The sequence below is a fragment of the Escherichia sp. WS2035 genome, assembly GCF_046487065.1.
GTDB classification, from domain to species: domain Bacteria; phylum Pseudomonadota; class Gammaproteobacteria; order Enterobacterales; family Enterobacteriaceae; genus Escherichia; species Escherichia coli.
On sequence record NZ_JBJQKD010000019.1, the window covers coordinates 1 to 25,586 of the forward strand.

Consider the following 25,586-nt stretch of genomic DNA (forward strand, 5'->3'; position numbering starts at 1 on the left):
ACTTTGCTGAACTGTTGCTGGAAGACTACAAAGCCTCCCTGAAATATCTCAGCGACCACCCGAAACTGCAGGGTATTGCCCAGCAGAACAGCTTTAAACACACCTGATAACGTTTAACGGTAACGGTGTCCCGAAACGAAGCCGTTTCGGGACAATTTCCAAAGTCTGTTCACTGGCATTAGCAACGGAAAATATTGTTCTGAATACGCTTCAGAACAAAACAGGTGCGGTTCCGACAGGAATACCGTTTTAGGGGGATAATATGGCTACATCAGTACAGACAGGTAAAGCTAAGCAGCTCACATTACTCGGATTTTTTGCCATAACGGCATCGATGGTAATGGCTGTTTATGAATACCCTACCTTCGCAACATCGGGCTTTTCATTAGTCTTCTTCCTGCTATTAGGCGGGATTTTATGGTTTATTCCCGTGGGACTTTGTGCTGCGGAAATGGCTACCGTCGACGGCTGGGAAGAAGGTGGCGTCTTCGCCTGGGTATCAAATACTCTGGGGCCGAGATGGGGATTTGCAGCGATCTCATTTGGCTATCTGCAAATCGCCATTGGTTTTATTCCGATGCTCTATTTCGTGTTAGGGGCACTCTCCTACATCCTGAAATGGCCAGCGCTGAATGAAGACCCCATTACCAAAACTATTGCAGCACTCATCATTCTTTGGGCGCTGGCATTAACGCAGTTTGGTGGCACGAAATACACGGCGCGAATTGCTAAAGTTGGCTTCTTCGCCGGTATCCTGTTACCTGCATTTATTTTGATCGCATTAGCGGCTATTTATCTGCACTCCGGTGCCCCCGTTGCTATCGAAATGGATGCGAAGACCTTCTTCCCTGACTTCTCTAAAGTGGGCACCCTGGTTGTATTTGTTGCCTTCATTTTGAGTTATATGGGCGTTGAAGCTTCCGCAACCCACGTCAATGAAATGAGCAACCCCGGGCGCGACTATCCACTGGCTATGTTACTGCTGATGGTGGCGGCAATCTGCCTAAGCTCTGTTGGCGGTTTGTCTATTGCGATGGTCATTCCGGGTAATGAAATCAACCTCTCCGCAGGGGTAATGCAAACCTTTACCGTTCTGATGTCACATGTGGCACCGGAAATTGAGTGGACGGTTCGCGTGATCTCCGCACTGCTGTTGCTGGGTGTTCTGGCGGAAATCGCTTCCTGGATTGTTGGTCCTTCTCGCGGGATGTATGTCACAGCGCAGAAAAACCTGCTGCCAGCGGCATTCGCTAAAATGAACAAAAATGGCGTACCGGTAACGCTGGTCATTTCGCAGTTGGTGATTACTTCTATCGCGTTGATCATCCTCACCAATACCGGTGGCGGTAACAACATGTCCTTCCTGATCGCACTGGCGCTGACGGTGGTGATTTATCTGTGTGCTTATTTCATGCTGTTTATTGGCTACATTGTGTTGGTGCTTAAACATCCTGACTTAAAACGCACATTTAATATCCCTGGTGGTAAAGGGGTGAAACTGGTCGTGGCTATTGTCGGTCTGCTGACTTCAATTATGGCGTTTATTGTTTCCTTCCTGCCGCCGGATAACATCCAGGGTGACTCTACCGATATGTATGTTGAATTACTGGTCGTTAGTTTCCTGGTGGTACTTGCCCTGCCCTTTATTCTCTATGCTGTTCATGATCGTAAAAGCAAAGCGAATACCGGCGTCACTCTGGAGCCAATCAACAGTCAGAACGCACCAAAAGGTCACTTCTTCCTGCACCCGCGTGCACGTTCACCACACTATATTGTGATGAATGACAAGAAACACTAACCATGTCTGAATGCTTATAAGACAAGGGAGCGATAATTCATCGCTCCCTTTTTCGTGCTTGTTGTCGTATTGACTTAACCGGGATAAGTACGAGAATGAGCGCACATCTGTTTACCGGAAACCAGCACATATGGATATCTGCTCCCGAAACGAGAAATTAGCGATTAGAAGACCAGCGATACTGGTTGCACTGGCACTTTTACTGTGTAGTTGTAAAAGCACGCCTCCAGAGTCCATGGTGACACCACCAGCGGGCTCAAAGCCACCAGCCACGACGCAACAATCGTCACAACCGATGCGTGGCATCTGGCTGGCCACGGTGTCTCGCCTCGACTGGCCACCGGTTTCCTCGGTTAACAATAGTAACCCCACCAGCCGGGCACGTGTACAACAACAGGCGATGATCGACAAACTGGATCATCTGCAACGTCTCGGCATAAACACGGTCTTTTTTCAGGTCAAGCCGGATGGTACCGCCCTGTGGCCATCGAAAATTTTGCCGTGGTCCGATCTTATGACCGGTAAGATTGGTGAAAATCCGGGTTACGATCCGCTGCAATTTATGCTCGACGAAGCCCACAAGCGTGGGATGAAAGTACACGCCTGGTTTAACCCCTATCGCGTATCGGTTAATACGAAGCCCGGTACTATCAGGGAACTGAATAGCACCCTGTCTCAACAACCGGCCAGCGTCTATGTGCAACACCGCGACTGGATCAGAACGTCCGGCGATCGCTTTGTCCTCGACCCGGGCATCCCTGAGGTTCAGGACTGGATCACATCAATAGTTGCGGAAGTGGTTTCCCGCTATCCGGTAGATGGCGTGCAGTTTGATGACTATTTCTATACTGAGTCACCAGGTTCACGGCTAAATGATAACGAAACGTACCGCAAATACGGAGGCGCATTTGCGTCAAAAGCAGACTGGCGGCGCAACAATACCCAGCAGTTAATTGCGAAGGTTTCGCACACCATTAAAAGCATTAAGCCGGAAGTCGAATTTGGCGTTAGCCCGGCAGGCGTGTGGCGTAACCGATCACACGATCCGCTCGGTTCCGATACCCGAGGCGCGGCAGCCTATGACGAATCCTACGCTGATACCCGTCGATGGGTGGAACAAGGGTTGCTGGATTACATTGCTCCCCAAATTTACTGGCCATTCTCACGGAGTGCCGCGCGTTATGACGTGTTGGCAAAATGGTGGGCGGATGTCGTTAAACCGACCAGGACCCGCCTGTATATCGGTATCGCCTTCTATAAAGTAGGAGAACCGTCAAAGATAGAGCCAGACTGGATGATTAACGGCGGCGTACCGGAACTGAAAAAGCAGCTCGATCTTAACGATGCTGTGCCGGAAATTAGCGGCACAATCTTGTTCCGTGAGGACTATCTGAATAAACCGCAGACTCAACAAGCGGTCAGCTATCTGCAAAGTCGTTGGGGCAGTTAAACTCCCATTCTTACTTTGTAACAAGCCGGTGCTTTACCCACTGGCTTGTTACCCTCTTGAACTATCCCACTAGCAATCATGCTTAAATACGTCAAATTAACCACGCAATTAACCACACTTAGTTAAACAGCCATAATCCCCCTAATAAAAATGTATGAATATGAAAAAACATACGATATTCGCTGTCACCGAAAAATAATTACGATGGGCTATACTCTTCTGAAGAACAGTAGCGTAGATTGAAACTGTCCTAAGTCGCTTATTTCTTTTCAGTATATCTTCATATTTCAGGAGAATATGGTGCAGTTAGCCAATCCCGCACGTTGTGTTTGGTTGATTTTGGCCTGCGGTTTAACCATAAAGGTCGACATTATTTTAAAGCCGCAAACGGCGAGGATATTGCCCTCTCACTTTCCATCGGTGCCGCCATGTTTAATGGTCATCCTGACTATGAGCGCCTCATTCAAATAGCCGATGAAGCTCTGTATATCGCAAAAGACGAGGTAGAAACCGTGTTGAACTCTGTAAAGCCAGTCTTTAGATGCGCCAGGATGCAGAGGTAATCATGAAGCTAACCGATGCGGATAATGCCGCCGATGGCATTTTTTTCCCCGCCCTTGAGCAAAATATGATGGGCGCGGTGTTAATTAACGAAAATGATGAAGTGATGTTTTTCAACCCCGCCGCAGAGAAGCTCTGGGGGTACAAACGTGAAGAAGTCATTGGCAATAACATTGATATGCTGATTCCGCGGGATTTGCGTCCTGCGCATCCTCAATACATTCGTCACAACCGTGAAGGTGGTAAAGCGCGCGTCGAGGGGATGAGTCGGGAGCTGCAGCTGGAGAAAAAAGACGGCAGTAAAATCTGGACCCGTTTTGCGCTATCGAAAGTGAGCGCCGAGGGGAAAGTTTATTACCTGGCGCTGGTACGGGATGCCAGCGTAGAAATGGCGCAAAAAGAACAGACCCGACAATTGATTATTGCCGTTGACCATCTCGACCGACCGGTGATTGTCCTCGATCCGGAACGCCATATTGTGCAGTGCAATCGCGCATTTACCGAAATGTTTGGTTACTGCATTAACGAAGCCAGCGGTATGCAGCCCGATACACTCCTGAACATTCCAGAATTCCCTGCTGATAACCGTATTCGTTTACAGCAGTTGCTATGGAAAACCGCCCGCGATCAGGACGAATTTCTGCTGTTGACGCGCACCGGTGAAAAAATCTGGATTAAAGCCTCTATCAGCCCGGTTTATGACGTGCTCGCGCATCTGCAGAACCTGGTAATGACATTCTCGGATATCACCGAAGAAAGGCAAATCCGCCAGCTTGAAGGCAATATTCTCGCCGCCATGTGCAGCAGCCCACCATTTCATGAAATGGGGGAAATCATTTGTCGTAATATCGAATCTGTTCTCAACGAATCGCATGTTTCTCTGTTCGCGCTGCGCAACGGGATGCCGATACACTGGGCGTCATCTTCGCACGGTGCAGAAGTTCAAAATGCGCAAAGCTGGTCAGCGACCATTCGTCAGCGCGATGGCGCGCCTGCGGGGATCCTGCAAATTAAAACCTCGTCAGGAGCAGAAACCAGCGCCTTTATCGAACGCGTGGCAGATATCAGCCAGCATATGGCCGCGCTGGCGCTGGAACAGGAAAAAAGCCGTCAGCATATTGAACAACTCATCCAATTTGATCCGATGACCGGTCTGCCAAATCGCAATAACCTGCACAATTACCTCGATGACCTGGTCGACAAAGCCGTCTCTCCGGTGGTGTATCTCATCGGTGTTGACCATATTCAGGATGTGATTGATAGCCTTGGCTATGCGTGGGCCGATCAGGCATTGCTGGAAGTGGTCAATCGCTTTCGTGAAAAACTCAAACCGGATCAGTATCTCTGTCGTATTGAAGGTGCGTCTTTTGTCCTCGTGAGCCTGGAAAACGATGTCAGTAACATTACCCAGATCGCCGATGAGCTACGGAATGTGGTCAGCAAGCCGATAATGATTGACGATAAACCATTCCCGCTCACCTTGAGCATTGGCATCAGCTACGACGTGGGTAAAAACCGCGATTACCTGCTCTCCACTGCTCACAATGCAATGGATTTTATTCGCAAAAATGGCGGTAACGGCTGGCAGTTCTTCAGCCCGGCGATGAACGAAATGGTAAAAGAGCGTTTGGTTTTAGGCGCAGCGCTAAAAGAAGCGATTAGCAATAACCAACTTAAACTGGTTTATCAGCCGCAAATCTTCGCAGAAACGGGTGAACTGTACGGCATCGAAGCCCTTGCTCGCTGGTACGATCCCCTGCATGGTCATGTGCCCCCTTCACGGTTTATTCCTCTCGCAGAAGAGATTGGTGAAATCGAAAATATTGGGCGCTGGGTCATCGCGGAAGCTTGCCGTCAGTTAGCAGAATGGCGTAGCCAGAATATTCATATCCCGGCGTTATCCGTTAACTTGTCTGCGCTGCACTTTCGCAGTAATCAGCTGCCTAATCAGGTATCTGATGCAATGCACGCCTGGGGTATTGACGGCCACCAGCTGACGGTGGAAATCACGGAAAGCATGATGATGGAACACGATACCGAAATCTTTAAGCGCATTCAGATCCTGCGCGATATGGGCATCGGTTTATCGGTAGATGATTTTGGTACGGGCTTTTCCGGATTATCCCGCTTAGTCAGTCTTCCGGTAACGGAAATCAAAATTGACAAAAGTTTTGTCGATCGTTGTCTGACTGAAAAACGCATCCTTGCCTTACTCGAAGCCATTACCAGCATTGGGCAAAGCCTCAATTTAACCGTCGTGGCGGAAGGCGTCGAAACCAAAGAGCAATTTGAGATGCTACGCAAGATCCACTGTCGCGTTATTCAGGGATATTTCTTTTCCCGCCCCCTGCCCGCCGAAGAAATTCCAGGCTGGATGAGCAGCGTGTTACCGCTGAAAATCTGATAAATTCCTCTCGCCCGCACTCGCGGGTTTTTATTTAACGTGACACTGTCACTTAAATGCTGTGATTTCCGCTACGTTTAGTTGGACAACGACAACGCATAGCCATGTCAGAACAATCCCTTCTCAGCCTGATGTGATTGTGCTGACGCATCAGGCATTCACGCGCCTGACGCGTCATCCGGCAACGCTTTACGATTTCAACTGGTAATCCAGCGTAATTTCCGCTTTCAGTACCTGAGAAACCGGGCATCCTGCTTTTGCTTTCTGGATAATGCCGTCAAAGGTGGAGGCATCAATACCCGGCACCGCAACTTCGCTCTTCAGTGCGATTTTAGTAATCGCAAAACCGGCATCCACTTTATCCAGCGAGACATCGGCGGTGGTATCAATCGATGTTGGCGTGAATCCCGCTTCCCCCAGCATTAATGAAAGCGCCATTGAGAAACATGCGGCATGCGCTGCGCCAATCAGTTCTTCAGGGTTGGTTCCTTTTTCGCCTTCAAAACGCGTGTTAAATCCATACGGCTGTTGGTTCAGCACGCCGCTCTCAGTAGATACTGTTCCCTTCCCGCGTTTGATATCGCCTTCCCAATGTGCCTGACCTTTCTTATGGATTGTCATTGTTGCTCTCCTGTGGGCTTAAAAGGAAATTATAGACTACGTGAGAAACAGCACGAGGATAAGCAGGATAATCCGAATAAAATCCGGCGAAAATATAATTTCTGCACTTAAATTAAATTTCCACAATAGATAACCGGAAATATATAACCCAAGAGATATTGCATCAATATCAATCAACTCATCACAATAATAATACCTATCAATATCATGGAGTTAAAATATAAAATCATCAACCAGGACTAATCTTAACAACGAAGCAGCAAATATTTGCCATGCTGAATGTGCTTTATAAATCTGCGATCCGTAGCAGACACCATAAATACACAGACACGGAGAATCACTATGTTTACTTATTATCAGGCAGAAAATTCAACAGCAGAACCCGCTCTGGTTAATGCCATTGAGCAAGGCCTTCGGGCAGAGCACGGTGTTGTCACTGAAGATGACATTCTCATGGAGCTGACCAAATGGGTGGAAGCTTCTGATAACGACATCCTCAGTGATATCTACCAGCAAACGATCAATTATGTGGTCAGTGGTCAGCACCCTACGCTTTAAGGTGCTATGCTTGATCGGCAACCTAATTTAGGGGTTTAGCACGTGTTTCTTCGCTACGGCGATGTTGTCCTTAAAACTAGCAACAGGATTGAGGAGTTAAAATGAAATCGAACCGTCAGGCACGTCATATTCTTGGACTGGACCATAAAATTTCTAACCAGCGCAAAATAGTTACCGAAGGTGACAAATCCAGCGTGGTAAATAATCCCACCGGCAGAAAACGCCCCGCTGAAAAGTAATTCATAACCATCAGTCCTCAATGACGATTAAACACCATTGCCTGCGCAATGGTGTTTTTGTTTTTATCTGCTTTATACTTGGTGCCGACGCCCTGGCGGTAATGCAAAGACGATAAAAGCCCCCAGGGATGGATATTCAAAAAAGAGTGAGTGACATGGAACCAAAAACAAAAAAACAGCGTTCGCTTTATATCCCTTACGCTGGCCCTGTATTGCTGGAATTTCCGTTGTTGAATAAAGGCAGCGCCTTCAGCATGGAAGAACGCCGTAACTTCAACCTGCTGGGGTTACTGCCGGAAGTGGTCGAAACCATCGAAGAACAAGCGGAACGAGCATGGATCCAGTATCAGGGATTCAAAACCGAAATCGACAAACACATCTACCTGCGTAACATCCAGGACACTAACGAAACCCTCTTCTACCGTCTGGTAAACAATCATCTTGATGAGATGATGCCAGTCATTTACACCCCAACCGTCGGCGCAGCCTGTGAGCGTTTTTCTGAGATCTACCGCCGTTCACGCGGTGTGTTTATCTCTTACCAGAACCGCCACAATATGGACGATATTCTGCAAAACGTACCAAACCATAATATCAAAGTGATTGTGGTGACTGACGGCGAACGTATTCTGGGGCTTGGTGACCAGGGCATCGGCGGGATGGGCATTCCGATCGGTAAACTGTCGCTCTATACCGCCTGTGGCGGCATCAGTCCGGCCTATACCCTTCCGGTGGTGCTGGATGTCGGCACCAACAACCAACAGCTGCTTAACGATCCGCTGTATATGGGCTGGCGTAATCCGCGTATCACTGACGATGAATACTATGAATTCGTTGATGAATTTATCCAGGCTGTGAAACAACGCTGGCCGGACGTACTGTTGCAGTTTGAAGACTTCGCACAAAAAAATGCGATGCCGTTACTTAACCGCTATCGCAATGAAATTTGTTCTTTTAACGATGACATTCAGGGCACCGCGGCGGTAACAGTCGGCACACTGATCGCAGCCAGCCGCGCGGCAGGCGGTCAGTTAAGCGAGAAAAAAATCGTCTTCCTTGGCGCAGGTTCAGCGGGATGCGGCATTGCCGAAATGATCATCGCCCAGACCCAGCGCGAAGGATTAAGCGAGGAAGCGGCGCGGCAGAAAGTCTTTATGGTCGATCGCTTTGGCCTGCTGACCGACAAGATGCCGAACCTGCTGCCTTTCCAGACCAAACTGGTGCAGAAGCGCGAAAATCTCAGTGACTGGGATACCGACAGCGATGTGTTGTCACTGCTGGATGTGGTGCGTAATGTAAAACCAGATATTCTGATTGGCGTCTCAGGACAGACCGGGCTGTTTACGGAAGAGATCATCCGTGAGATGCATAAACACTGTCCGCGTCCGATCGTGATGCCGCTGTCTAACCCGACTTCACGCGTGGAAGCCACACCGCAGGACATTATCGCCTGGACTGAAGGTAACGCGCTGGTCGCCACTGGCAGTCCGTTTAATCCAGTGGTATGGAAAGATAAAATCTACCCTATCGCCCAGTGTAACAACGCCTTTATTTTCCCGGGCATGGGCTGGGTGTTATTGCTTCCGGCGCGTCACGTATCACCGATGAGATGCTGATGTCGGCAAGTGAAACACTTGCTCAGTATTCGCCGCTGGTCCTGAACGGCGAAGGTCTGGTACTACCGGAACTGAAAGATATTCAGAAAGTCTCCCGCGCAATTGCCTTTGCGGTTGGCAAAATGGCGCAGCAGCAAGGCGTGGCGGTGAAAACGTCTGCCGAAGCTCTGCAACAGGCCATTGATGATAATTTCTGGCACGCCGAATACCGCGACTACCGCCGTACCTCCATCTAAGCCTGCGCCCGGTAGTGAGGGCTACCGGGCAATTTTCCTCTCCCTTTTTCAGATCTCATCCATACTGGGTAGTGGCGAATAAATCTCATTTGCCTCACCTGCTATGCAGAACATCATCCGAAAAGGAGGAACTATGAAGGCTGCAGTTGTTACGAAGGATCATCATGTTGACGTTACGGATAAAACACTGCGCTCACTGAAACATGGCGAAGCCCTGCTGAAAATGGAGTGTTGTGGTGTATGTCATACCGATCTTCATGTTAAGAATGGCGATTTTGGTGACAAAACCGGCGTGATTCTGGGACACGAAGGTATTGGTGTGGTGGCAGAAGTTGGCCCTGGTGTTACTTCATTAAAACCAGGCGATCGTGCCAGCGTGGCGTGGTTCTATGAAGGATGCGGTCATTGCGAATACTGTAACAGTGGTAACGAAACGCTCTGCCGTTCAGTTAAAAATGCCGGATACAGCGTTGATGGCGGGATGGCGGAAGAGTGCATCGTGGTCGCCGATTACGCGGTAAAAGTGCCAGATGGTCTGGACTCGGCGGCGGCCAGCAGCATTACCTGTGCGGGGGTCACTACCTACAAAGCCGTTAAGCTGTCAAAAATTCGTCCAGGACAGTGGATTGCTATCTACGGTCTTGGCGGTCTGGGTAACCTCGCCCTGCAATACGCGAAGAATGTCTTTAACGCCAAAGTGATCGCCATTGATGTCAATGATGAACAGTTAAAACTGGCAACCAAAATGGGTGCAGATTTAGCGATTAACTCACGCACCGAAGACGCCGCCAAAATTGTGCAGGAGAAAGCCGGTGGCGCTCACGCAGCGGTGGTGACAGCGGTAGCTAAAGCTGCGTTTAACTCGGCGGTGGATGCTGTCCGTGCAGGTGGTCGTGTCGTGGCTGTCGGTCTGCCGCCGGAGTCTATGAGCCTGGACATCCCACGGCTGGTGCTGGATGGTATTGAAGTGGTCGGTTCGCTGGTCGGCACGCGTCAGGATCTAACCGAAGCCTTCCAGTTTGCCGCCGAAGGCAAAGTGGTGCCGAAAGTCGCCCTGCGTCCGTTAGAGGACATCAACACCATCTTTACCGAGATGGAAGAAGGCAAAATCCGTGGCCGTATGGTGATTGATTTCCGTCGCTAAGAGGTCTTTGCTGCGACTGCCATGTTCGGGTCGCAGCCTGTTTCGCGAGACGCTTTCCGTAATTTCACTCTTCTTCTTTTCCTCCCCCATATTTCCCCTCACAATTCGCGAAAACGTAGCGAAATTTGTTGCGCTGCACGGAACAATAGTGATAGTGTTCCTTTTGAGGGAACAAGGATGAAGAGATGATAATGAATTTCAGACACAAGGGATTGCGTGACTTGTTTCTTCTCGGCAAAACCTCCGGCGTTATACCGACGCAAGTCAAACGATTACGCCACCACTCGCTGTGATTGATGCAGCATGCTGTCTTGCTGATATCGATATGCCCGGTTACCGACTACATCCGTTAAGCGGCGATCGCGATGGAATTTGGGCGATATCTGTCTCGGGCAACTGGCGAATCACATTTGAATTCGTCAATGGCGATGCATACATACTGGATTACGAGGACTATCACTGATGAAAATGGCCAATCATCCCCGCCCGGGGGACATTATTCAGGAATCACTGGACGAACTTAATGTCAGCCTGCGCGAGTTTGCCAGAGCAATGGAAATTGCGCCCTCAACGGCAAGCCGATTGCTGACCGGAAAAGCAGCTTTGACGCCAGAAATGGCAATAAAACTTTCCGTGGTGATCGGCAGTTCGCCGCAAATGTGGCTGAATCTGCAAAATGCCTGGAGTCTGGCAGAGGCGGAAAAAACGGTGGATGTGTCGCGACTGCGCCGTCTGGTTACGCAATAAAAAATGGCGCTTCTTAAAGCGCCATTTTCAGCTTAAAGTTCAAAAGAGATTATATCCCTTCTTCACTCTCTTTTTTCGCTTCTGCCTTCTCGATTTCACGATACCAGCGCGGATGGTGTTTCTTCGCCCAGCGACGGCTCACCTTCCCTTCGATCATCCCTTTAATCGATCCTTTCACCCAGAATGCCATATACATATGGATCAGGATGGCGTGGATCAGGATGATACCCGCAGCCGCATGGATCAGCAGGCTATAACGGACAACCTGTATCGGGAAGTACTGCGCAAAGTACGGACGCCAGATAATCACTCCGGTCACCAGCAGCACGAAAATCATGCTCATGATTGACCAGAACATCATCTTTTGCCCGGCGTTGTACTTACCGACATCCGCCACTTTGTGCTCATTGCCTTTTAATACTTCGACAATGTTCAACAGCCACGGAATATCTTTCTTATCCGGGATGTTGTGATGCACAAAACGCACAAACATAAACATCAGCGCGACGAAAATCGCAATGCCGAAGAACGGGTGCAAAATGCGTCCCATCTGCGGCGTACCGAAGGTTTGCGTCAGCCATTGCAGCGTCGGGAAGAAGAACGAAATCCCGGACAGCGCCACCAGGAAGAAGCAAATCACCACGGTCCAGTGACAGGCGCGATCAATAAATTTGGTGCGCACAATCATTTTCGACTTACTCATGATTTCCCTCCTCCTCATCGTCCACTTCCTTATTCGGGCCAATACCGATGTAGTGGAAAATCAACCCGGCAAAAGTGGCAATAAAGCCAGCCGCTGCCAGCGGTTTCAACGCGCCTTTCCACAGGCTTACCGAGGTATCGATCTTCGGATCTTTCGGCAGACCATGATACAGCTCCGGCTGATCGGCGTGATGCAGCACGTACATAACGTGCGTACCACCGACCCCTTCCGGGTTGTAGACGCCAGCATGTTCGTAACCACGCGCTTTCAGTTTCGCCACGCGCTGTTCCGCCAGCTCCAGCATCTCCTTCTTGGTGCCGAAGTGGATAGCCCCGGTCGGACAGGTTTTCACACAAGCCGGTTCCTGGCCGACGCTGACGCGATCGACACAGAGCGTGCATTTATATACCCGGTTATCCTCTTTGTTGAGGCGCGGAATATTAAACGGACACCCGGCAATGCAGTAACCACAGCCGATGCAGTTTTCCGACTGGAAATCGACAATCCCGTTAGCGTACTGAATGATTGCACCAGCAGACGGGCATGCCTTCAGGCAGCCCGGATCTTCACAGTGCATACAGCCGTCTTTACGGATCAGCCACTCCAGCTTGCCGTTCTGTTCGGTTTCGCTAAAGCGCATCACCGTCCAGGACTTGGCGCTCAGATCGGCGGGGTTATCGTAAACCCCGACGCAGTGCCCCACTTCATCACGGATGTCGTTCCACTCCGAACACGCCACCTGACAGGCTTTACAGCCGATACAAGTGGAAACGTCGATAAGTTTCGCGACTTCTGCTTTGTAATCACGCACCTGAGAAGGCGGCGTGATGGAGTTAGTTGCGGACCTTTTGATAATGTCCTGCGTTTCCATAGCCATCTGTTCGCCCCCTTACGCCTTCTCGATGTTTACTAAGAACGCTTTATATTCCGGCGTTTGCGAGTTTGCATCACCGACATTCGGCGTCAGAGTGTTAGCGATATAACCTTTACGCGCGACACCTTCAAAGCCCCAGTGGATTGGAATACCCACCGTTTCAACCTGCTGACCGTTTACATTCAGCGGTTTCAGACGGCGCGTTACCACAGCCACCGCGCGGATAAAGCCACGCTTGCTGGAGACAGTGACACGATCGCCATTGGCAATGCCTTTCGCCGCCGCCAGCGTTTCGCTGATTTCCACAAACTGTTCCGGCTGAGCAATTGCGTTGAGCAATGCGTGCTTGGTCCAGGTGTGGAAGTGCTCCGTCAGACGATAGGTCGTACCCACATACGGGAACTGCTCTTTTTTACCCATCCGCAGCGCGTCTTGTTCATACAGACGAACAACCGGGTTAGACACCACGTTCGGATGCAACGGGTTAGTGCCCAGCGGCGTTTCAATTGGCTCGTAGTGTTCCGGGAACGGACCTTCCGCCATTTTGTTGATGGCAAACAGGCGTCCCATCCCTTCCGGTTGCATGATAAACGGCCCGGTTGGCGTACCCGGCGCGGCATTGCCGAAGTCCGGAATATCGTTACCCGTCCACTTGCTACCGTTCCACTGGATCAGCATCCGTTTCGGATCCCACGGTTTACCGTTGATATCCGCCGAAGCACGGTTGTAGAGTACGCGACGGTTGAGCGGCCACGCCCAGGCCCATCCCAGCGTATTCCCCAGACCGGACGGGTCGGAGTTATCGCGGTTAGCCATCTGGTTGCCCTGCTCGGTCCAGCTACCGGTGTAGATCCAGCAAGAAGATGCGGTTGTACCGTCATCACGCAGATGTGCAAAGCTACTCAGCAACTGACCTTTCTTCGCAATCAGCACGCCATTAGCGTCATAGAGATCTTCCAGCGCATAGCCGTTATTCTCTTTCGCCACTTCATCAGACTGCGGTTCGTGCGGCTGCTTGTAGTTCCAGCTCATCTTCATCAGCGGTTCTACGCCTTTACCACCTTCGGCCTGGTACAGCTCGCGCAGATGATGGTAGATACCCGCCAGAATTTCGCCGTCGTTACGTGCTTCGCCCGGCGCGTCCTGACCTTTCCAGTGCCACTGCAACCAGCGACCGGAGTTAGCGATAGAACCATCTTCTTCAGCAAAGCAGGTCGAAGGCAGACGGAATACTTCAGTCTGAATAGATGCCGGATCGACATCGTTCGACTCGCCGTGGTTCTGCCAGAAGGTAGAGGTTTCAGTCACCAGCGGATCGATAACCACCATGTACTTCAGCTTGCTCAGGCAGCTCACCACTTTGTTTTTGTCCGGGAAGGACGCAACCGGGTTAAAGCCCTGGCAGAAATAACCGGTGACTTTACCTTCATCCATCATGTTGAAATACTTGATGACGTCGTAGGTCTGGTCCCACTTCGGCAGCCAGTCGTAGCCCCAGTTGTTCTCTTTCTGCGCGGCATCGCCGTAGAAAGATTTCATCAGGCTAACGAAAAACTTCGGATAGTTGCTCCAGTAGTTCACCTGATCAGCCAGCGTCGCTTTCGGCGTGTTCGCTTCCAGATACGACTGCAAATCAACCTGTTTTTCTGACGGCAGCGTCAGATAACCTGGCAGGCTGGTAGAGAGCAGGCCTAAGTCAGTCAGGCCCTGAATGTTGGAGTGACCACGCAATGCGTTCACGCCGCCACCGGCCATACCCATGTTACCGAGCAGCAACTGGATCATCGCCATCGTACGGATGTTCTGCGCACCCACGGTGTGCTGCGTCCAGCCCAGCGCGTACAGGAAGGTGGTTGTGCGATCCGGTGCGCTGGTGGAGGCCAGCACTTCACACACTTTCAGGAAGTCGGCTTTTGGCGTACCGCAAATGTTTTCTACTACGTCCGGCGTGTAGCGGGAAACGTGCGCTTTCAGCAGATTCCATACACAGCGCGGATGAGTCAGCGTGTCATCGCGTTTCGCATAGCCGTTTTCATCGAACTGATAGTTCCAGGACGACTTATCGTATTGACGTTTTTCAGCGTCGTAGCCGCTGAACAGACCGTCTTCGAAAGCAAAATCATCACGCACCAGCAGGCTGGCGTTGGTGTAATGCTTAACGTATTCGGCGTTGATTTTGTTGTTTTCGATCAGGTAGCGCAAAACGCCAGACAGGAACGTAATGTCCGTACCGGAACGAATAGGTGCGTAAATATCCGCCACAGAAGCGGTACGCGTAAAACGGGGATCGACAACGATCAAGGTTGCATCGTTGTTGTTTTTCGCTTCCATCGCCCAGCGGAAACCGACGGGATGCGCTTCAGCAGCGTTACCGCCCATCACCATTACGACGTTAGCGTTTTTGATATCCACCCAGTGGTTGGTCATCGCACCGCGACCAAATGTTGGAGCAAGACTTGCTACCGTTGGTCCGTGTCAGACGCGCGCCTGGTTGTCTACCGCCAGCATCCCGAGGGAGCGGGCAAATTTTTGAGTCAGCATCCCGGTTTCGTTGCTGGCACCGGAAGCACACAGCATACCGGTAGAAAGCCAACGGTTTACCGTTACGCCCTGCTCGTTCTTTTCAATAAAGTTAGCGTCACGGTCGGCTTTCATCAGCTTCGCAATACGGGAGAATGCTTCTTCCCAGCTAATGCGCTGCCATTTGTCAGAACCTGGCGCACGATATTCCGGGTAGCGCAGACGGTTTTCGCTGTTGACATAATCCAGCAAACCGGCCCCTTTCGGGCACAGCGCACCACGACTTACCGGATGATCCGGGTCACCTTCAATGTGATAAATCGCTTCTCTGGCGTTTTTCGCGCCATCACCCAGGCTATACATCAATAGCCCGCAACCTACGGAACAGTATGTGCAGGTGTTACGGATCTCTTTCGCGCGTAATAATTTGTAGTTTCGCGCCTGAGCCAGTGCTTGCTTCGGGGCAAAGCCCAATGCTGCTACTGTTGTTCCCGCCATACCGCCCGCGCAGATTTTAAAAAATTGTCTGCGACTGACGTCCATTGCTTTCCTCTTTTTTCAGGGGTATTACTGCGCGAGGAAACTAACAGTAAAATTCTGAATCTTTTTGCGCGAAATCAAAAAGAACACGTGTTTGCCACAAAATAATCCGCCTGCGCAAATTGACCTACCTCAATAGCGGTAGAAAAACGCACCACTGCCTGACAGGCCAGTTAAAAAAATGCTATAAAATTCAGCTTAATTTTTAACGGCAAGAGAGACAAAACAGCGAGCATGACACGTCAAAAAGCAACGCTCATAGGGCTAATAGCGATCGTCCTGTGGAGCACGATGGTAGGATTGATTCGCGGTGTCAGTGAGGGACTCGGCCCGGTCGGCGGCGCAGCTGCTATCTATTCATTAAGCGGGCTGCTGTTAATCTTCACGGTTGGATTTCCGCGTATTCGGCAGATCCCGAAAGGCTATTTACTCGCCGGGAGTCTGTTATTCGTCAGCTATGAAATCTGTCTGGCGCTTTCCTTAGGGTATGCGGCGACCCGTCATCAGGCGATTGAAGTGGGGATGGTGAACTATCTATGGCCCAGCCTGACAATTCTCTTTGCCATTCTGTTTAATGGTCAGAAAACCAACTGGCTGATTGTACCAGGATTATTATTAGCCCTGGTCGGCGTCTGCTGGGTGTTAGGCGGTGACAATGGGTTACATTATGATGAAATTATCAATAATATCACCACCAGCCCATTGAGTTATTTCCTGGCGTTCATTGGGGCGTTTATCTGGGCAGTCTACTGCACAGTAACGAATAAATACGCACGCGGATTTAACGGAATTACCGTTTTTGTCCTGCTAACGGGAGCAAGTCTGTGGGTTTACTATTTTCTTACGCCACAACCAGAAATGGTATTTAGCACGCCCGTCATGATTAAACTCATCTCTGCGGCATTTACCTTAGGATTTGCTTATGCTGCATGGAATGTCGGTATATTACATGGCAACGTCACCATAATGGCGGTAGGTTCGTATTTTACGCCCGTCCTTTCCTCAGCGCTTGCAGCCGTGCTGCTCAGCGCCCCGCTGTCGTTCTCGTTCTGGCAAGGCGCGCTAATGGTCTGCGGCGGTTCCCTGCTCTGCTGGCTGGCGACACGTCGTGGCTAAAATAATTGTCGGGTCTACGGCCCGGCAGTTAATCAGATAAATTCTGACAATATTAAAAAATAAATTTCAAATACCAGAAAGTCATTTTAGTTACATTTAGTAACACATATCTGTCTGTTTAATCCACATTCTGCCCCCGCAGTTACGCTTTCTTATCTATTCTTCTAATCAGCACTTCACCTGATTCATCCTTAATTCTAATAACTGGCTATTGCGCCTTACCTCCTGTTTTGTCTTTTTTTCATTACCAATGTGTGCATGTGAGGAACAATATGGCACTGCAAAATGAGAAAAATAGTCGTTATCTTTTACGCGACTGGAAACCAGAAAATCCGGCCTTCTGGGAAAATAAAGGAAAGCATATTGCACGAAGAAACCTCTGGATATCAGTCAGTTGTCTACTTCTTGCCTTCTGTGTCTGGATGCTATTTAGCGCAGTTACTGTTAATCTCAATAAAATCGGTTTTAATTTTACTACCGATCAACTCTTTTTATTAACCGCATTACCCTCCGTTTCTGGCGCATTATTGCGTGTCCCCTACTCCTTTATGGTGCCTATATTCGGTGGACGCCGATGGACGGTTTTTAGTACTGCAATCCTGATTATTCCTTGCGTCTGGCTCGGAATTGCCGTGCAGAATCCGAATACTCCTTTTGGGATATTTATCGTTATCGCTTTGCTATGCGGTTTTGCAGGTGCGAACTTTGCTTCGAGCATGGGCAATATCAGTTTCTTCTTTCCAAAAGCCAAACAAGGGAGCGCTCTTGGGATTAATGGCGGATTAGGAAACTTAGGTGTAAGTGTAATGCAGCTGGTTGCACCGCTGGTCATTTTTGTCCCCGTATTTGCCTTTCTCGGCGTCAATGGCGTACCGCAGGCCGACGGTTCGGTGATGTCGCTGGCGAATGCCGCATGGATTTGGGTGCCATTACTGGCGATTGCCACGATCGCCGCCTGGTCAGGGATGAATGATATCGCCAGTTCACGCGCCTCAATTGCCGACCAGCTCCCTGTCTTACAACGCCTGCATCTCTGGCTGCTGAGCCTGCTTTACCTTGCCACCTTCGGTTCGTTTATCGGTTTTTCTGCGGGTTTTGCCATGCTGGCAAAAACCCAGTTCCCGGATGTGAATATTCTGCGCCTGGCGTTCTTTGGCCCATTTATCGGTGCCATCGCGCGATCGGTTGGTGGTGCTATTTCCGATAAATTCGGCGGCGTGCGGGTGACGTTGATCAACTTCATTTTTATGGCGATTTTCAGCGCCCTGCTGTTCCTTACCTTACCGGGCACAGGCTCCGGTAATTTCATCGCATTTTACGCCGTATTTATGGGGCTGTTTCTGACCGCGGGTCTGGGAAGTGGTTCTACTTTCCAGATGATCGCCGTCATCTTTCGCCAGATAACAATTTATCGGGTGAAGATGAAAGGCGGTAGTGATGAGCAAGCTCAAAGAGAAGCCGTCACCGAAACGGCAGCCGCTCTGGGCTTTATCTCAGCCATTGGCGCAGTGGGCGGCTTTTTTATTCCGCAGGCGTTTGGCATGTCGCTCAATATGACCGGCTCTCCGGTGGGCGCGATGAAAGTGTTTTTAATCTTCTACATCGTTTGTGTGCTACTGACCTGGCTGGTTTATGGTCGGCGGAAGTTCAGCCAAAAATAAGAGATCGATGCCTGACACGTCTTATCAGGCTACAACCGTGTCGCATCCGACAAGGCATCAGATCCCAATTCATTCCTGGAGCAGGAGTTATGTCATGAGTAAACTTTTGGATCGCTTTCGCTACTTCAAACAAAAGGGCGAAATCTTTGCCGATGGTCACGGACAGGTGATGCATAGCAACCGCGACTGGGAGGACAGCTATCGCCAGCGTTGGCAGTTCGACAAAATCGTGCGTTCCACCCACGGTGTTAACTGTACAGGCTCCTGTAGCTGGAAAATCTACGTTAAAAATGGTCTGGTGACCTGGGAAATCCAACAGACCGATTACCCGCGCACTCGCCCTGACCTGCCGAATCACGAACCTCGCGGCTGCCCGCGTGGCGCAAGTTACTCCTGGTATCTCTACAGCGCGAACCGCCTGAAATACCCGCTCATTCGTAAACGACTGATTGAACTGTGGCGCGAAGCCCTCAAGCAACACAGCGATCCGGTACTGGCGTGGGCATCGATTATGAACGATCCGCAAAAGTGCCTGAGCTACAAACAAGTGCGTGGACGCGGTGGTTTTATCCGCTCCAACTGGCAGGAGCTAAATCAGCTGATTGCCGCCGCTAACGTCTGGACCATCAAAACTTACGGCCCGGATCGCGTTGCCGGTTTCTCGCCGATTCCGGCGATGTCGATGGTTTCTTACGCTGCCGGAACACGCTATCTGTCGCTGTTAGGTGGCACCTGTTTAAGCTTCTACGACTGGTATTGCGACCTGCCGCCCGCCTCGCCGATGACCTGGGGCGAGCAAACCGACGTACCGGAATCTGCCGACTGGTATAACTCCAGTTACATCATCGCCTGGGGGTCTAACGTACCGCAGACACGTACGCCGGACGCCCATTTCTTTACCGAAGTACGCTACAAAGGCACTAAAACCATCGCCATTACCCCTGACTACTCTGAAGTGGCCAAATTGTGCGACCAGTGGCTGGCACCGAAACAAGGCACTGATAGTGCCCTGGCAATGGCAATGGGCCATGTCATTTTAAAAGAGTTTCATCTCGATAATCCCAGCGATTATTTTATCAACTACTGCCGCCGCTACAGCGACATGCCGATGCTGGTAATGCTGGAACCTCGCGACGACGGCAGCTACGTTCCCGGGCGCATGGTCCGCGCATCTGACCTGGTGGATGGACTGGGCGAAAGCAATAATCCGCAGTGGAAAACCGTGGCAGTTAATACCGCAGGTGAATTGGTAGTGCCGAACGGTTCGATTGGTTTTCGTTGGGGAGAAAAAGGCAAATGGAACCTGGAATCCATTGCCGCCGGTACGGAAACCGAATTGTCGTTAACCCTGCTCGGTCAACATGACGCCGTTGCAGGCGTGGCCTTCCCCTACTTTGGAGGCATTGAAAATCCGCATTTTCGCAGCGTAAAACACAATCCTGTCCTGGTGCGCCAATTGCCCGTTAAAAATCTGACATTAGCCGATGGTAGCACCTGTCCGGTGGTCAGCGTTTATGATCTGGTACTGGCAAATTACGGCCTCGATCGCGGGCTGGAAGATGAAAACAGCGCGAAAGATTACGCTGAAATCAAACCTTACACCCCTGCCTGGGGCGAGCAAATTACCGGCGTACCGCGCCAGTATATTGAAACCATCGCCCGTGAATTTGCCGATACCGCTCATAAAACGCATGGGCGCTCGATGATTATTCTCGGCGCAGGTGTTAACCACTGGTATCACATGGACATGAACTACCGCGGGATGATCAATATGCTGATCTTCTGCGGTTGTGTCGGGCAAAGCGGCGGCGGCTGGGCGCACTATGTCGGTCAGGAAAAACTGCGCCCACAAACCGGCTGGTTGCCGCTGGCCTTTGCGTTCGACTGGAACCGTCCACCGCGCCAGATGAACAGCACCTCGTTTTTCTACAATCACTCCAGCCAGTGGCGCTATGAAAAAGTCACCGCGCAGGAATTGCTCTCACCGCTCGCCGATGCCAGTAAATACAGCGGTCACCTGATTGATTTCAACGTTCGCGCCGAACGTATGGGCTGGCTCCCTTCTGCGCCGCAGCTGGGGCGTAACCCGCTCTCCCTGAAAGCTGAAGCCGACAAGGCCGGATTATCCCCCACAGAATTTACCGCCCAGGCGCTGAAATCGGGCGATTTACGTATGGCCTGCGAACAACCAGATAGCGGCAGCAATCATCCGCGTAATTTGTTTGTCTGGCGTTCTAACCTGCTTGGCTCCTCCGGCAAAGGCCACGAGTATATGCAGAAGTATCTGCTGGGGACCGAAAGCGGGATTCAGGGAGAGGAACTCGGTGCCAGCGACGGGATCAAACCAGAAGAAGTCGAGTGGCAAACTGCGGCGATTGAAGGCAAGCTCGACCTGCTGGTGACGCTCGATTTCCGCATGTCCAGTACCTGCCTGTTCTCCGATATCGTTCTGCCCACCGCCACCTGGTACGAAAAAGACGATATGAATACCTCGGATATGCATCCGTTTATTCATCCGCTTTCTGCGGCGGTCGATCCGGCGTGGGAATCACGCAGCGACTGGGAAATCTACAAAGGTATCGCTAAAGCCTTTTCGCAAGTGTGCGTGGGGCATCTCGGCAAAGAAACCGACGTGGTATTACAACCACTGCTGCATGACTCCCCGGCAGAGCTTTCACAGCCGTGTGAAGTGCTCGACTGGCGCAAAGGCGAGTGCGATCTGATTCCAGGCAAAACCGCGCCGAATATTGTGGCGGTGGAGCGCGACTACCCTGCTACCTATGAACGCTTTACCTCGCTCGGGCCATTGATGGACAAACTTGGCAACGGAGGTAAAGGGATTTCGTGGAATACCCAGGATGAAATTGATTTCCTCGGTAAACTCAATTACACCAAGCGTGATGGCCCGGCACAGGGGCGTCCGCTGATTGATACCGCGATTGATGCCTCAGAAGTGATTCTGGCGCTGGCACCGGAAACCAACGGCCATGTTGCAGTCAAAGCGTGGCAAGCGCTGGGCGAGATCACCGGACGCGAACATACCCATCTGGCGCTGCACAAAGAGGACGAGAAGATTCGCTTTCGCGATATTCAGGCGCAGCCGCGTAAAATTATCTCCAGCCCCACATGGTCTGGTCTGGAAAGCGATCACGTCTCCTATAATGCGGGATACACCAACGTTCATGAGCTAATTCCGTGGCGCACACTGTCGGGCCGTCAACAGCTTTATCAGGATCATCCGTGGATGCGTGCCTTTGGTGAAAGCCTGGTGGCTTATCGCCCGCCTATCGACACCCGCAGTGTCAGTGAAATGCGCCAAATCCCGCCAAACGGCTTCCCGGAAAAAGCCCTTAACTTCCTGACACCGCACCAGAAATGGGGCATTCACTCAACCTACAGTGAAAACCTGCTAATGCTGACGCTCTCTCGCGGTGGACCGATTGTCTGGATCAGCGAAACCGATGCCCGTGAACTGACCATTGTCGATAACGACTGGGTGGAAGTGTTTAACGCCAATGGCGCGCTGACGGCCCGCGCGGTGGTCAGCCAGCGTGTACCGCCGGGCATGACCATGATGTATCACGCTCAGGAACGCATTATGAATATTCCTGGTTCGGAAGTAACCGGCATGCGCGGCGGCATTCATAACTCGGTCACCCGCGTTTGTCCGAAACCAACACATATGATTGGCGGTTACGCGCAGCTGGCCTGGGGCTTTAACTACTACGGCACTGTCGGCTCTAACCGCGACGAATTCATCATGATCCGCAAGATGAAGAACGTTAACTGGCTGGATGATGAAGGTCGCGATCAGGTTCAGGAGGCGAAAAAATGAAAATACGTTCGCAAGTCGGCATGGTGCTTAACCTCGATAAATGTATCGGCTGCCATACCTGTTCGGTGACCTGTAAAAACGTCTGGACCGGTCGCGAAGGCATGGAGTACGCATGGTTTAACAACGTCGAAACCAAACCGGGCATTGGTTATCCGAAAAACTGGGAAGATCAGGATGAGTGGCAAGGTGGCTGGGTGCGTGATGTGAATGGCAAGATACGCCCGCGTCTGGGCAGCAAGATGGGCGTAATAACCAAAATTTTCGCCAACCCGGTAGTGCCGCAGATTGACGATTACTACGAACCTTTCACCTTCGACTACGAACATTTGCATAGCGCGCCGGAAGGCAAACATATTCCCACCGCCCGTCCGCGTTCACTGATTGACGGCAAACGGATGGACAAAGTGATCTGGGGCCCAAACTGGGAAGAACTGCTGGGCGGCGAATTTGAAAAACGAGCCCGCGACCGCAACTTCGAGGCCATGCAAAAGGAGATGTACGGGCAGTTTGAAAACACCTTCATGATGTACCTGCCGCGCCTGTGCGAACACTGCCTCAATCCCAGCTGCGTGGCGACCTGCCCCAGCGGCGCTATCTACAAACGCGAAGAAGACGGCATTGTGCTGATTGATCAGGATAAATGCCGTGGCTGGCGTTTGTGCATTAGCGGTTGTCCGTACAAAAAAATCTACTTCAACTGGAAAAGCGGCAAGTCAGAAAAATGTATCTTCTGTTATCCGCGAATTGAGTCCGGTCAGCCAACAGTCTGCTCCGAAACCTGCGTGGGTCGCATCCGGTATCTGGGCGTGCTGCTCTACGACGCCGACCGCATCGAAGAAGCAGCGAGTACCGAACGAGAGGTCGATCTCTATGAACGCCAGTGCGAAGTGTTCCTCGATCCGCACGATCCCTCAGTGATCGAAGAAGCCCTGAAACAAGGTATTCCACAAAACGTGATTGACGCTGCCCAGCGTTCGCCTGTCTACAAAATGGCGATGGACTGGAAACTGGCGCTACCGCTGCACCCTGAATACCGCACCCTGCCGATGGTCTGGTACGTTCCTCCGCTGTCACCGATTCAGTCCTACGCTGATGCGGGAGGTTTGCCGAAAAGCGAAGGCGTGCTGCCCGCCATCGAAAGCCTGCGTATTCCGGTGCAATATCTCGCCAATATGTTGAGTGCCGGTGATACCGGTCCGGTACTGCGGGCGCTGAAACGGATGATGGCGATGCGCCACTATATGCGTTCACAAACCGTGGAAGGCGTTACTGATACTCGTGCCATCGACGAAGTAGGTCTGAGCGTCGCCCAGGTCGAAGAGATGTATCGTTACCTCGCCATTGCCAACTATGAAGATCGTTTCGTCATCCCGACAAGCCATCGGGAAATGGCGGGCGATGCCTTCGCAGAACGCAACGGCTGCGGTTTTACCTTTGGCGACGGTTGCCACGGTTCGGACAGCAAATTCAACCTGTTCAACAGTAGCCGTATCGATGCCATCAACATCACCGAAGTGCGCGACAAAGCGGAGGGCGAATAATGCAGATCCTCAAAGTGCTCGGCCTGTTGATGGAGTACCCAGACGAGTTGTTGTGGGAGTGTAAGGACGACGCGCTGGCGCTTATCCGCCGCGACGCGCCGATGCTCACCGATTTTGCACTCGACCTGCTCAACGCCCCGCTGCTGGATAAACAGGCCGAATGGTGTGAAGTGTTTGACCGCGGGCGCACCACGTCGCTGCTGCTGTTTGAACATGTTCATGCCGAGTCCCGCGATCGCGGCCAGGCAATGGTGGACCTGCTGGCGGAGTATGAAAAGGTCGGTCTGCAACTGAATTGTAGGGAACTGCCCGATTATCTACCGCTGTATCTGGAGTATTTAAGCGTACTTCCGGACGATCAGGCGAAAGAAGGATTACTCAACGTTGCGCCGATCCTCACCCTGCTTGGCGGACGCTTAAAACAACGCGAGGCACCGTGGTACGCGTTATTTGACGCCCTGTTGCAACTGGCAGGAAGCCCTCTGTCAAGTGACAGTGTCACAAAACAGATTCGCAGTGAAGAGCGTGACGACACCCGCCAGGCGCTGGATGCGGTGTGGGAAGAAGAACAGGTGAAGTTTATTGAAGATAACGCCACGGCGTGTGACAGCTCGCCGCTTAATCAATATCAGCGACGCTTTAGCCAGGATGTCGCGCCGCAGTATGTCGACATCAGTGCGGGAGGTGGGAAATGATTCAGTATCTGAACGTCTTTTTTTACGATATCTACCCGTACTTGTGTGGCACGGTTTTTATCCTTGGAAGCTGGCTGCGCTACGACTACGGGCAGTACACCTGGCGCGCCGCCTCCAGCCAGATGCTGGATAAACGCGGGATGGTGCTGTGGTCAAACTTGTTCCATATCGGCATTTTGGGGATTTTCTTCGGGCACCTGTTCGGCATGTTAACGCCACACTGGATGTACGCGTGGTTTCTGCCGGTGGCGGTAAAACAGCAGATGGCGATGATCCTCGGCGGAATATGCGGGGTATTGACGCTGATTGGCGGTGCGGGGCTACTGGTGCGTCGTTTAACAAATCCGCGTATCAGGGCGACGTCTTCTGGTGCGGATATCCTGATCCTCGCCATTTTGTTAATTCAGTGCATTCTCGGGTTAACCACCATTCCTTTTTCAGCACAACATCCGGACGGCAGTGAAATGATGAAGCTGGTGGGCTGGGCGCAAAGCATTGTCACTTTCCAGGGCGGTGCATCTACGCATCTTGATGGTGTCGCCTTTATATTCCGCGTTCATCTGGTGCTTGGAATGACCATCTTCCTGCTCTTCCCGTTCACCCGACTGGTGCATGTCTGGAGCGCGCCGTTTGAGTACTTTACTCGTCGGTATCAGATTGTGCGTTCGCGGCGTTAATTCTCACGCGGGCCGGATAGCCCTTCGCTCTCCGGCCACTTGCAGGCTAT

General features: G+C 51.3%; 18 protein-coding genes and 3 pseudogenes. 17 read left to right on the top strand and 4 right to left on the bottom strand.

Translation table 11 applies throughout. The annotated features are described in order from the left end of the window. From ACJHX4_RS23080 to dosP, 5 genes and pseudogenes are all read left to right on the top strand, one after another. Nucleotides 1–107: hypothetical protein (locus tag ACJHX4_RS23080; protein ID WP_000385218.1), on the top strand; the 107-nt coding region annotated here is incomplete at its 5' end. Nucleotides 108–262: 155 nt separating this feature from the next. After that, nucleotides 263–1,798, top strand: coding sequence for an acid resistance gamma-aminobutyrate antiporter GadC (gene gadC, locus ACJHX4_RS23085; RefSeq protein ID WP_000246011.1), 1,536 nt, complete (start codon nucleotides 263–265; stop codon nucleotides 1,796–1,798). A 130-nt stretch (nucleotides 1,799–1,928) separates the two neighbouring features. After that, nucleotides 1,929–3,248, top strand: a complete 1,320-nt coding sequence (locus ACJHX4_RS23090; RefSeq protein ID WP_000350365.1) for a family 10 glycosylhydrolase — start codon at nucleotides 1,929–1,931, stop codon at nucleotides 3,246–3,248. A gap of 377 nt (nucleotides 3,249–3,625) precedes the next feature. Next, a pseudogene (locus ACJHX4_RS23095) lies at nucleotides 3,626–3,789 on the top strand (diguanylate cyclase domain-containing protein); the annotation flags it as partial. 24 nt (nucleotides 3,790–3,813) lie between these two features. Next, entirely contained in the window at nucleotides 3,814–6,213 is a 2,400-nt protein-coding gene (gene dosP / locus ACJHX4_RS23100) for an oxygen-sensing cyclic-di-GMP phosphodiesterase DosP (protein ID WP_001296069.1), read from the top strand. Between the two features lie 189 nt (nucleotides 6,214–6,402). Here dosP and osmC read toward each other — a convergent pair whose 3' ends face one another. Beyond that, nucleotides 6,403–6,834, bottom strand: coding sequence for a peroxiredoxin OsmC (gene osmC / locus ACJHX4_RS23105; protein ID WP_000152305.1), 432 nt, complete (start codon nucleotides 6,832–6,834; stop codon nucleotides 6,403–6,405). Nucleotides 6,835–7,176: 342 nt separating this feature from the next. Between osmC and bdm the strand changes: the two genes are divergently transcribed. The 6 genes and pseudogenes from bdm to ACJHX4_RS23135 all read left to right on the top strand — a co-directional run bounded on the left by bdm (nucleotide 7,177) and on the right by ACJHX4_RS23135 (nucleotide 11,374). Beyond that, nucleotides 7,177–7,392 carry a biofilm-dependent modulation protein gene (gene bdm / locus ACJHX4_RS23110; protein ID WP_000495766.1) on the top strand — a complete coding sequence of 72 codons (216 nt, stop codon included), beginning with the start codon at nucleotides 7,177–7,179 and terminating at the stop codon, nucleotides 7,390–7,392. A 101-nt stretch (nucleotides 7,393–7,493) separates the two neighbouring features. Continuing rightward, complete coding sequence (gene sra / locus ACJHX4_RS23115) at nucleotides 7,494–7,631, top strand: stationary-phase-induced ribosome-associated protein (RefSeq protein ID WP_000841554.1); 138 nt, start codon at nucleotides 7,494–7,496, stop codon at nucleotides 7,629–7,631. 155 nt (nucleotides 7,632–7,786) lie between these two features. Then, nucleotides 7,787–9,483 (top strand): annotated as a pseudogene (maeA, locus tag ACJHX4_RS23120) (malate dehydrogenase). Nucleotides 9,484–9,616: 133 nt separating this feature from the next. Next, the gene (adhP, locus tag ACJHX4_RS23125; RefSeq protein WP_000642417.1) at nucleotides 9,617–10,627 is read left to right on the top strand and encodes an alcohol dehydrogenase AdhP; all 1,011 of its coding nucleotides are present in this window, start codon (nucleotides 9,617–9,619) and stop codon (nucleotides 10,625–10,627) included. Nucleotides 10,628–10,812: 185 nt separating this feature from the next. After that, nucleotides 10,813–11,090, top strand: a pseudogene (locus tag ACJHX4_RS23130) (type II toxin-antitoxin system RelE/ParE family toxin). Further along, nucleotides 11,090–11,374 carry a HigA family addiction module antitoxin gene (locus tag ACJHX4_RS23135; protein WP_000781370.1) on the top strand — a complete coding sequence of 95 codons (285 nt, stop codon included), beginning with the start codon at nucleotides 11,090–11,092 and terminating at the stop codon, nucleotides 11,372–11,374. The pseudogene ACJHX4_RS23130 and the gene ACJHX4_RS23135 overlap by 1 nt, the downstream one beginning before the upstream one ends. A 49-nt stretch (nucleotides 11,375–11,423) precedes the next feature. On the opposite strand, the gene fdnI is transcribed toward ACJHX4_RS23135, so the two are convergent. From fdnI to fdnG, 3 genes are read right to left on the bottom strand one after another with little or no spacing between them, the layout of a single operon-like run. Then, complete coding sequence (gene fdnI, locus ACJHX4_RS23140) at nucleotides 11,424–12,077, bottom strand: formate dehydrogenase-N subunit gamma (RefSeq protein ID WP_000045646.1); 654 nt, start codon at nucleotides 12,075–12,077, stop codon at nucleotides 11,424–11,426. Beyond that, nucleotides 12,070–12,954: a formate dehydrogenase N subunit beta gene (fdnH, locus tag ACJHX4_RS23145; protein ID WP_001240585.1), complete on the bottom strand. Its 885-nt coding sequence runs from the start codon at nucleotides 12,952–12,954 to the stop codon at nucleotides 12,070–12,072. The genes fdnI and fdnH overlap by 8 nt, the downstream gene beginning before the upstream one ends. Nucleotides 12,955–12,966: 12 nt before the next feature. Next, a complete protein-coding gene (gene fdnG, locus ACJHX4_RS23150) occupies nucleotides 12,967–16,014 on the bottom strand; it encodes a formate dehydrogenase-N subunit alpha (protein WP_011478186.1) in 3,048 nt (1,015 codons plus the stop codon). 231 nt (nucleotides 16,015–16,245) lie between these two features. Here fdnG and yddG point away from each other — a divergent pair, with 231 nt between their 5' ends. The 6 genes from yddG to narI all read left to right on the top strand — a co-directional run bounded on the left by yddG (nucleotide 16,246) and on the right by narI (nucleotide 25,536). Continuing rightward, entirely contained in the window at nucleotides 16,246–17,127 is an 882-nt protein-coding gene (gene yddG / locus ACJHX4_RS23155) for an aromatic amino acid efflux DMT transporter YddG (RefSeq protein WP_000198217.1), read from the top strand. A 272-nt stretch (nucleotides 17,128–17,399) separates the two neighbouring features. Then, complete coding sequence (gene narU / locus ACJHX4_RS23160) at nucleotides 17,400–18,788, top strand: nitrate/nitrite transporter NarU (protein ID WP_001207907.1); 1,389 nt, start codon at nucleotides 17,400–17,402, stop codon at nucleotides 18,786–18,788. 94 nt (nucleotides 18,789–18,882) lie between these two features. Then, nucleotides 18,883–22,623, top strand: coding sequence for a nitrate reductase Z subunit alpha (gene narZ, locus ACJHX4_RS23165; RefSeq protein WP_001296061.1), 3,741 nt, complete (start codon nucleotides 18,883–18,885; stop codon nucleotides 22,621–22,623). Further along, complete coding sequence (narH, locus tag ACJHX4_RS23170) at nucleotides 22,620–24,164, top strand: nitrate reductase subunit beta (RefSeq protein WP_000702528.1); 1,545 nt, start codon at nucleotides 22,620–22,622, stop codon at nucleotides 24,162–24,164. Before narZ ends, narH begins: the two co-directional genes overlap by 4 nt. Continuing rightward, the gene (gene narW / locus ACJHX4_RS23175) at nucleotides 24,164–24,859 is read left to right on the top strand and encodes a nitrate reductase molybdenum cofactor assembly chaperone (RefSeq protein ID WP_001166384.1); all 696 of its coding nucleotides are present in this window, start codon (nucleotides 24,164–24,166) and stop codon (nucleotides 24,857–24,859) included. The genes narH and narW overlap by 1 nt, the downstream gene beginning before the upstream one ends. Then, complete coding sequence (gene narI, locus ACJHX4_RS23180) at nucleotides 24,856–25,536, top strand: respiratory nitrate reductase subunit gamma (protein WP_000617136.1); 681 nt, start codon at nucleotides 24,856–24,858, stop codon at nucleotides 25,534–25,536. The genes narW and narI overlap by 4 nt, the downstream gene beginning before the upstream one ends. The last annotated feature ends 50 nt before the right edge of the window (nucleotides 25,537–25,586 follow it).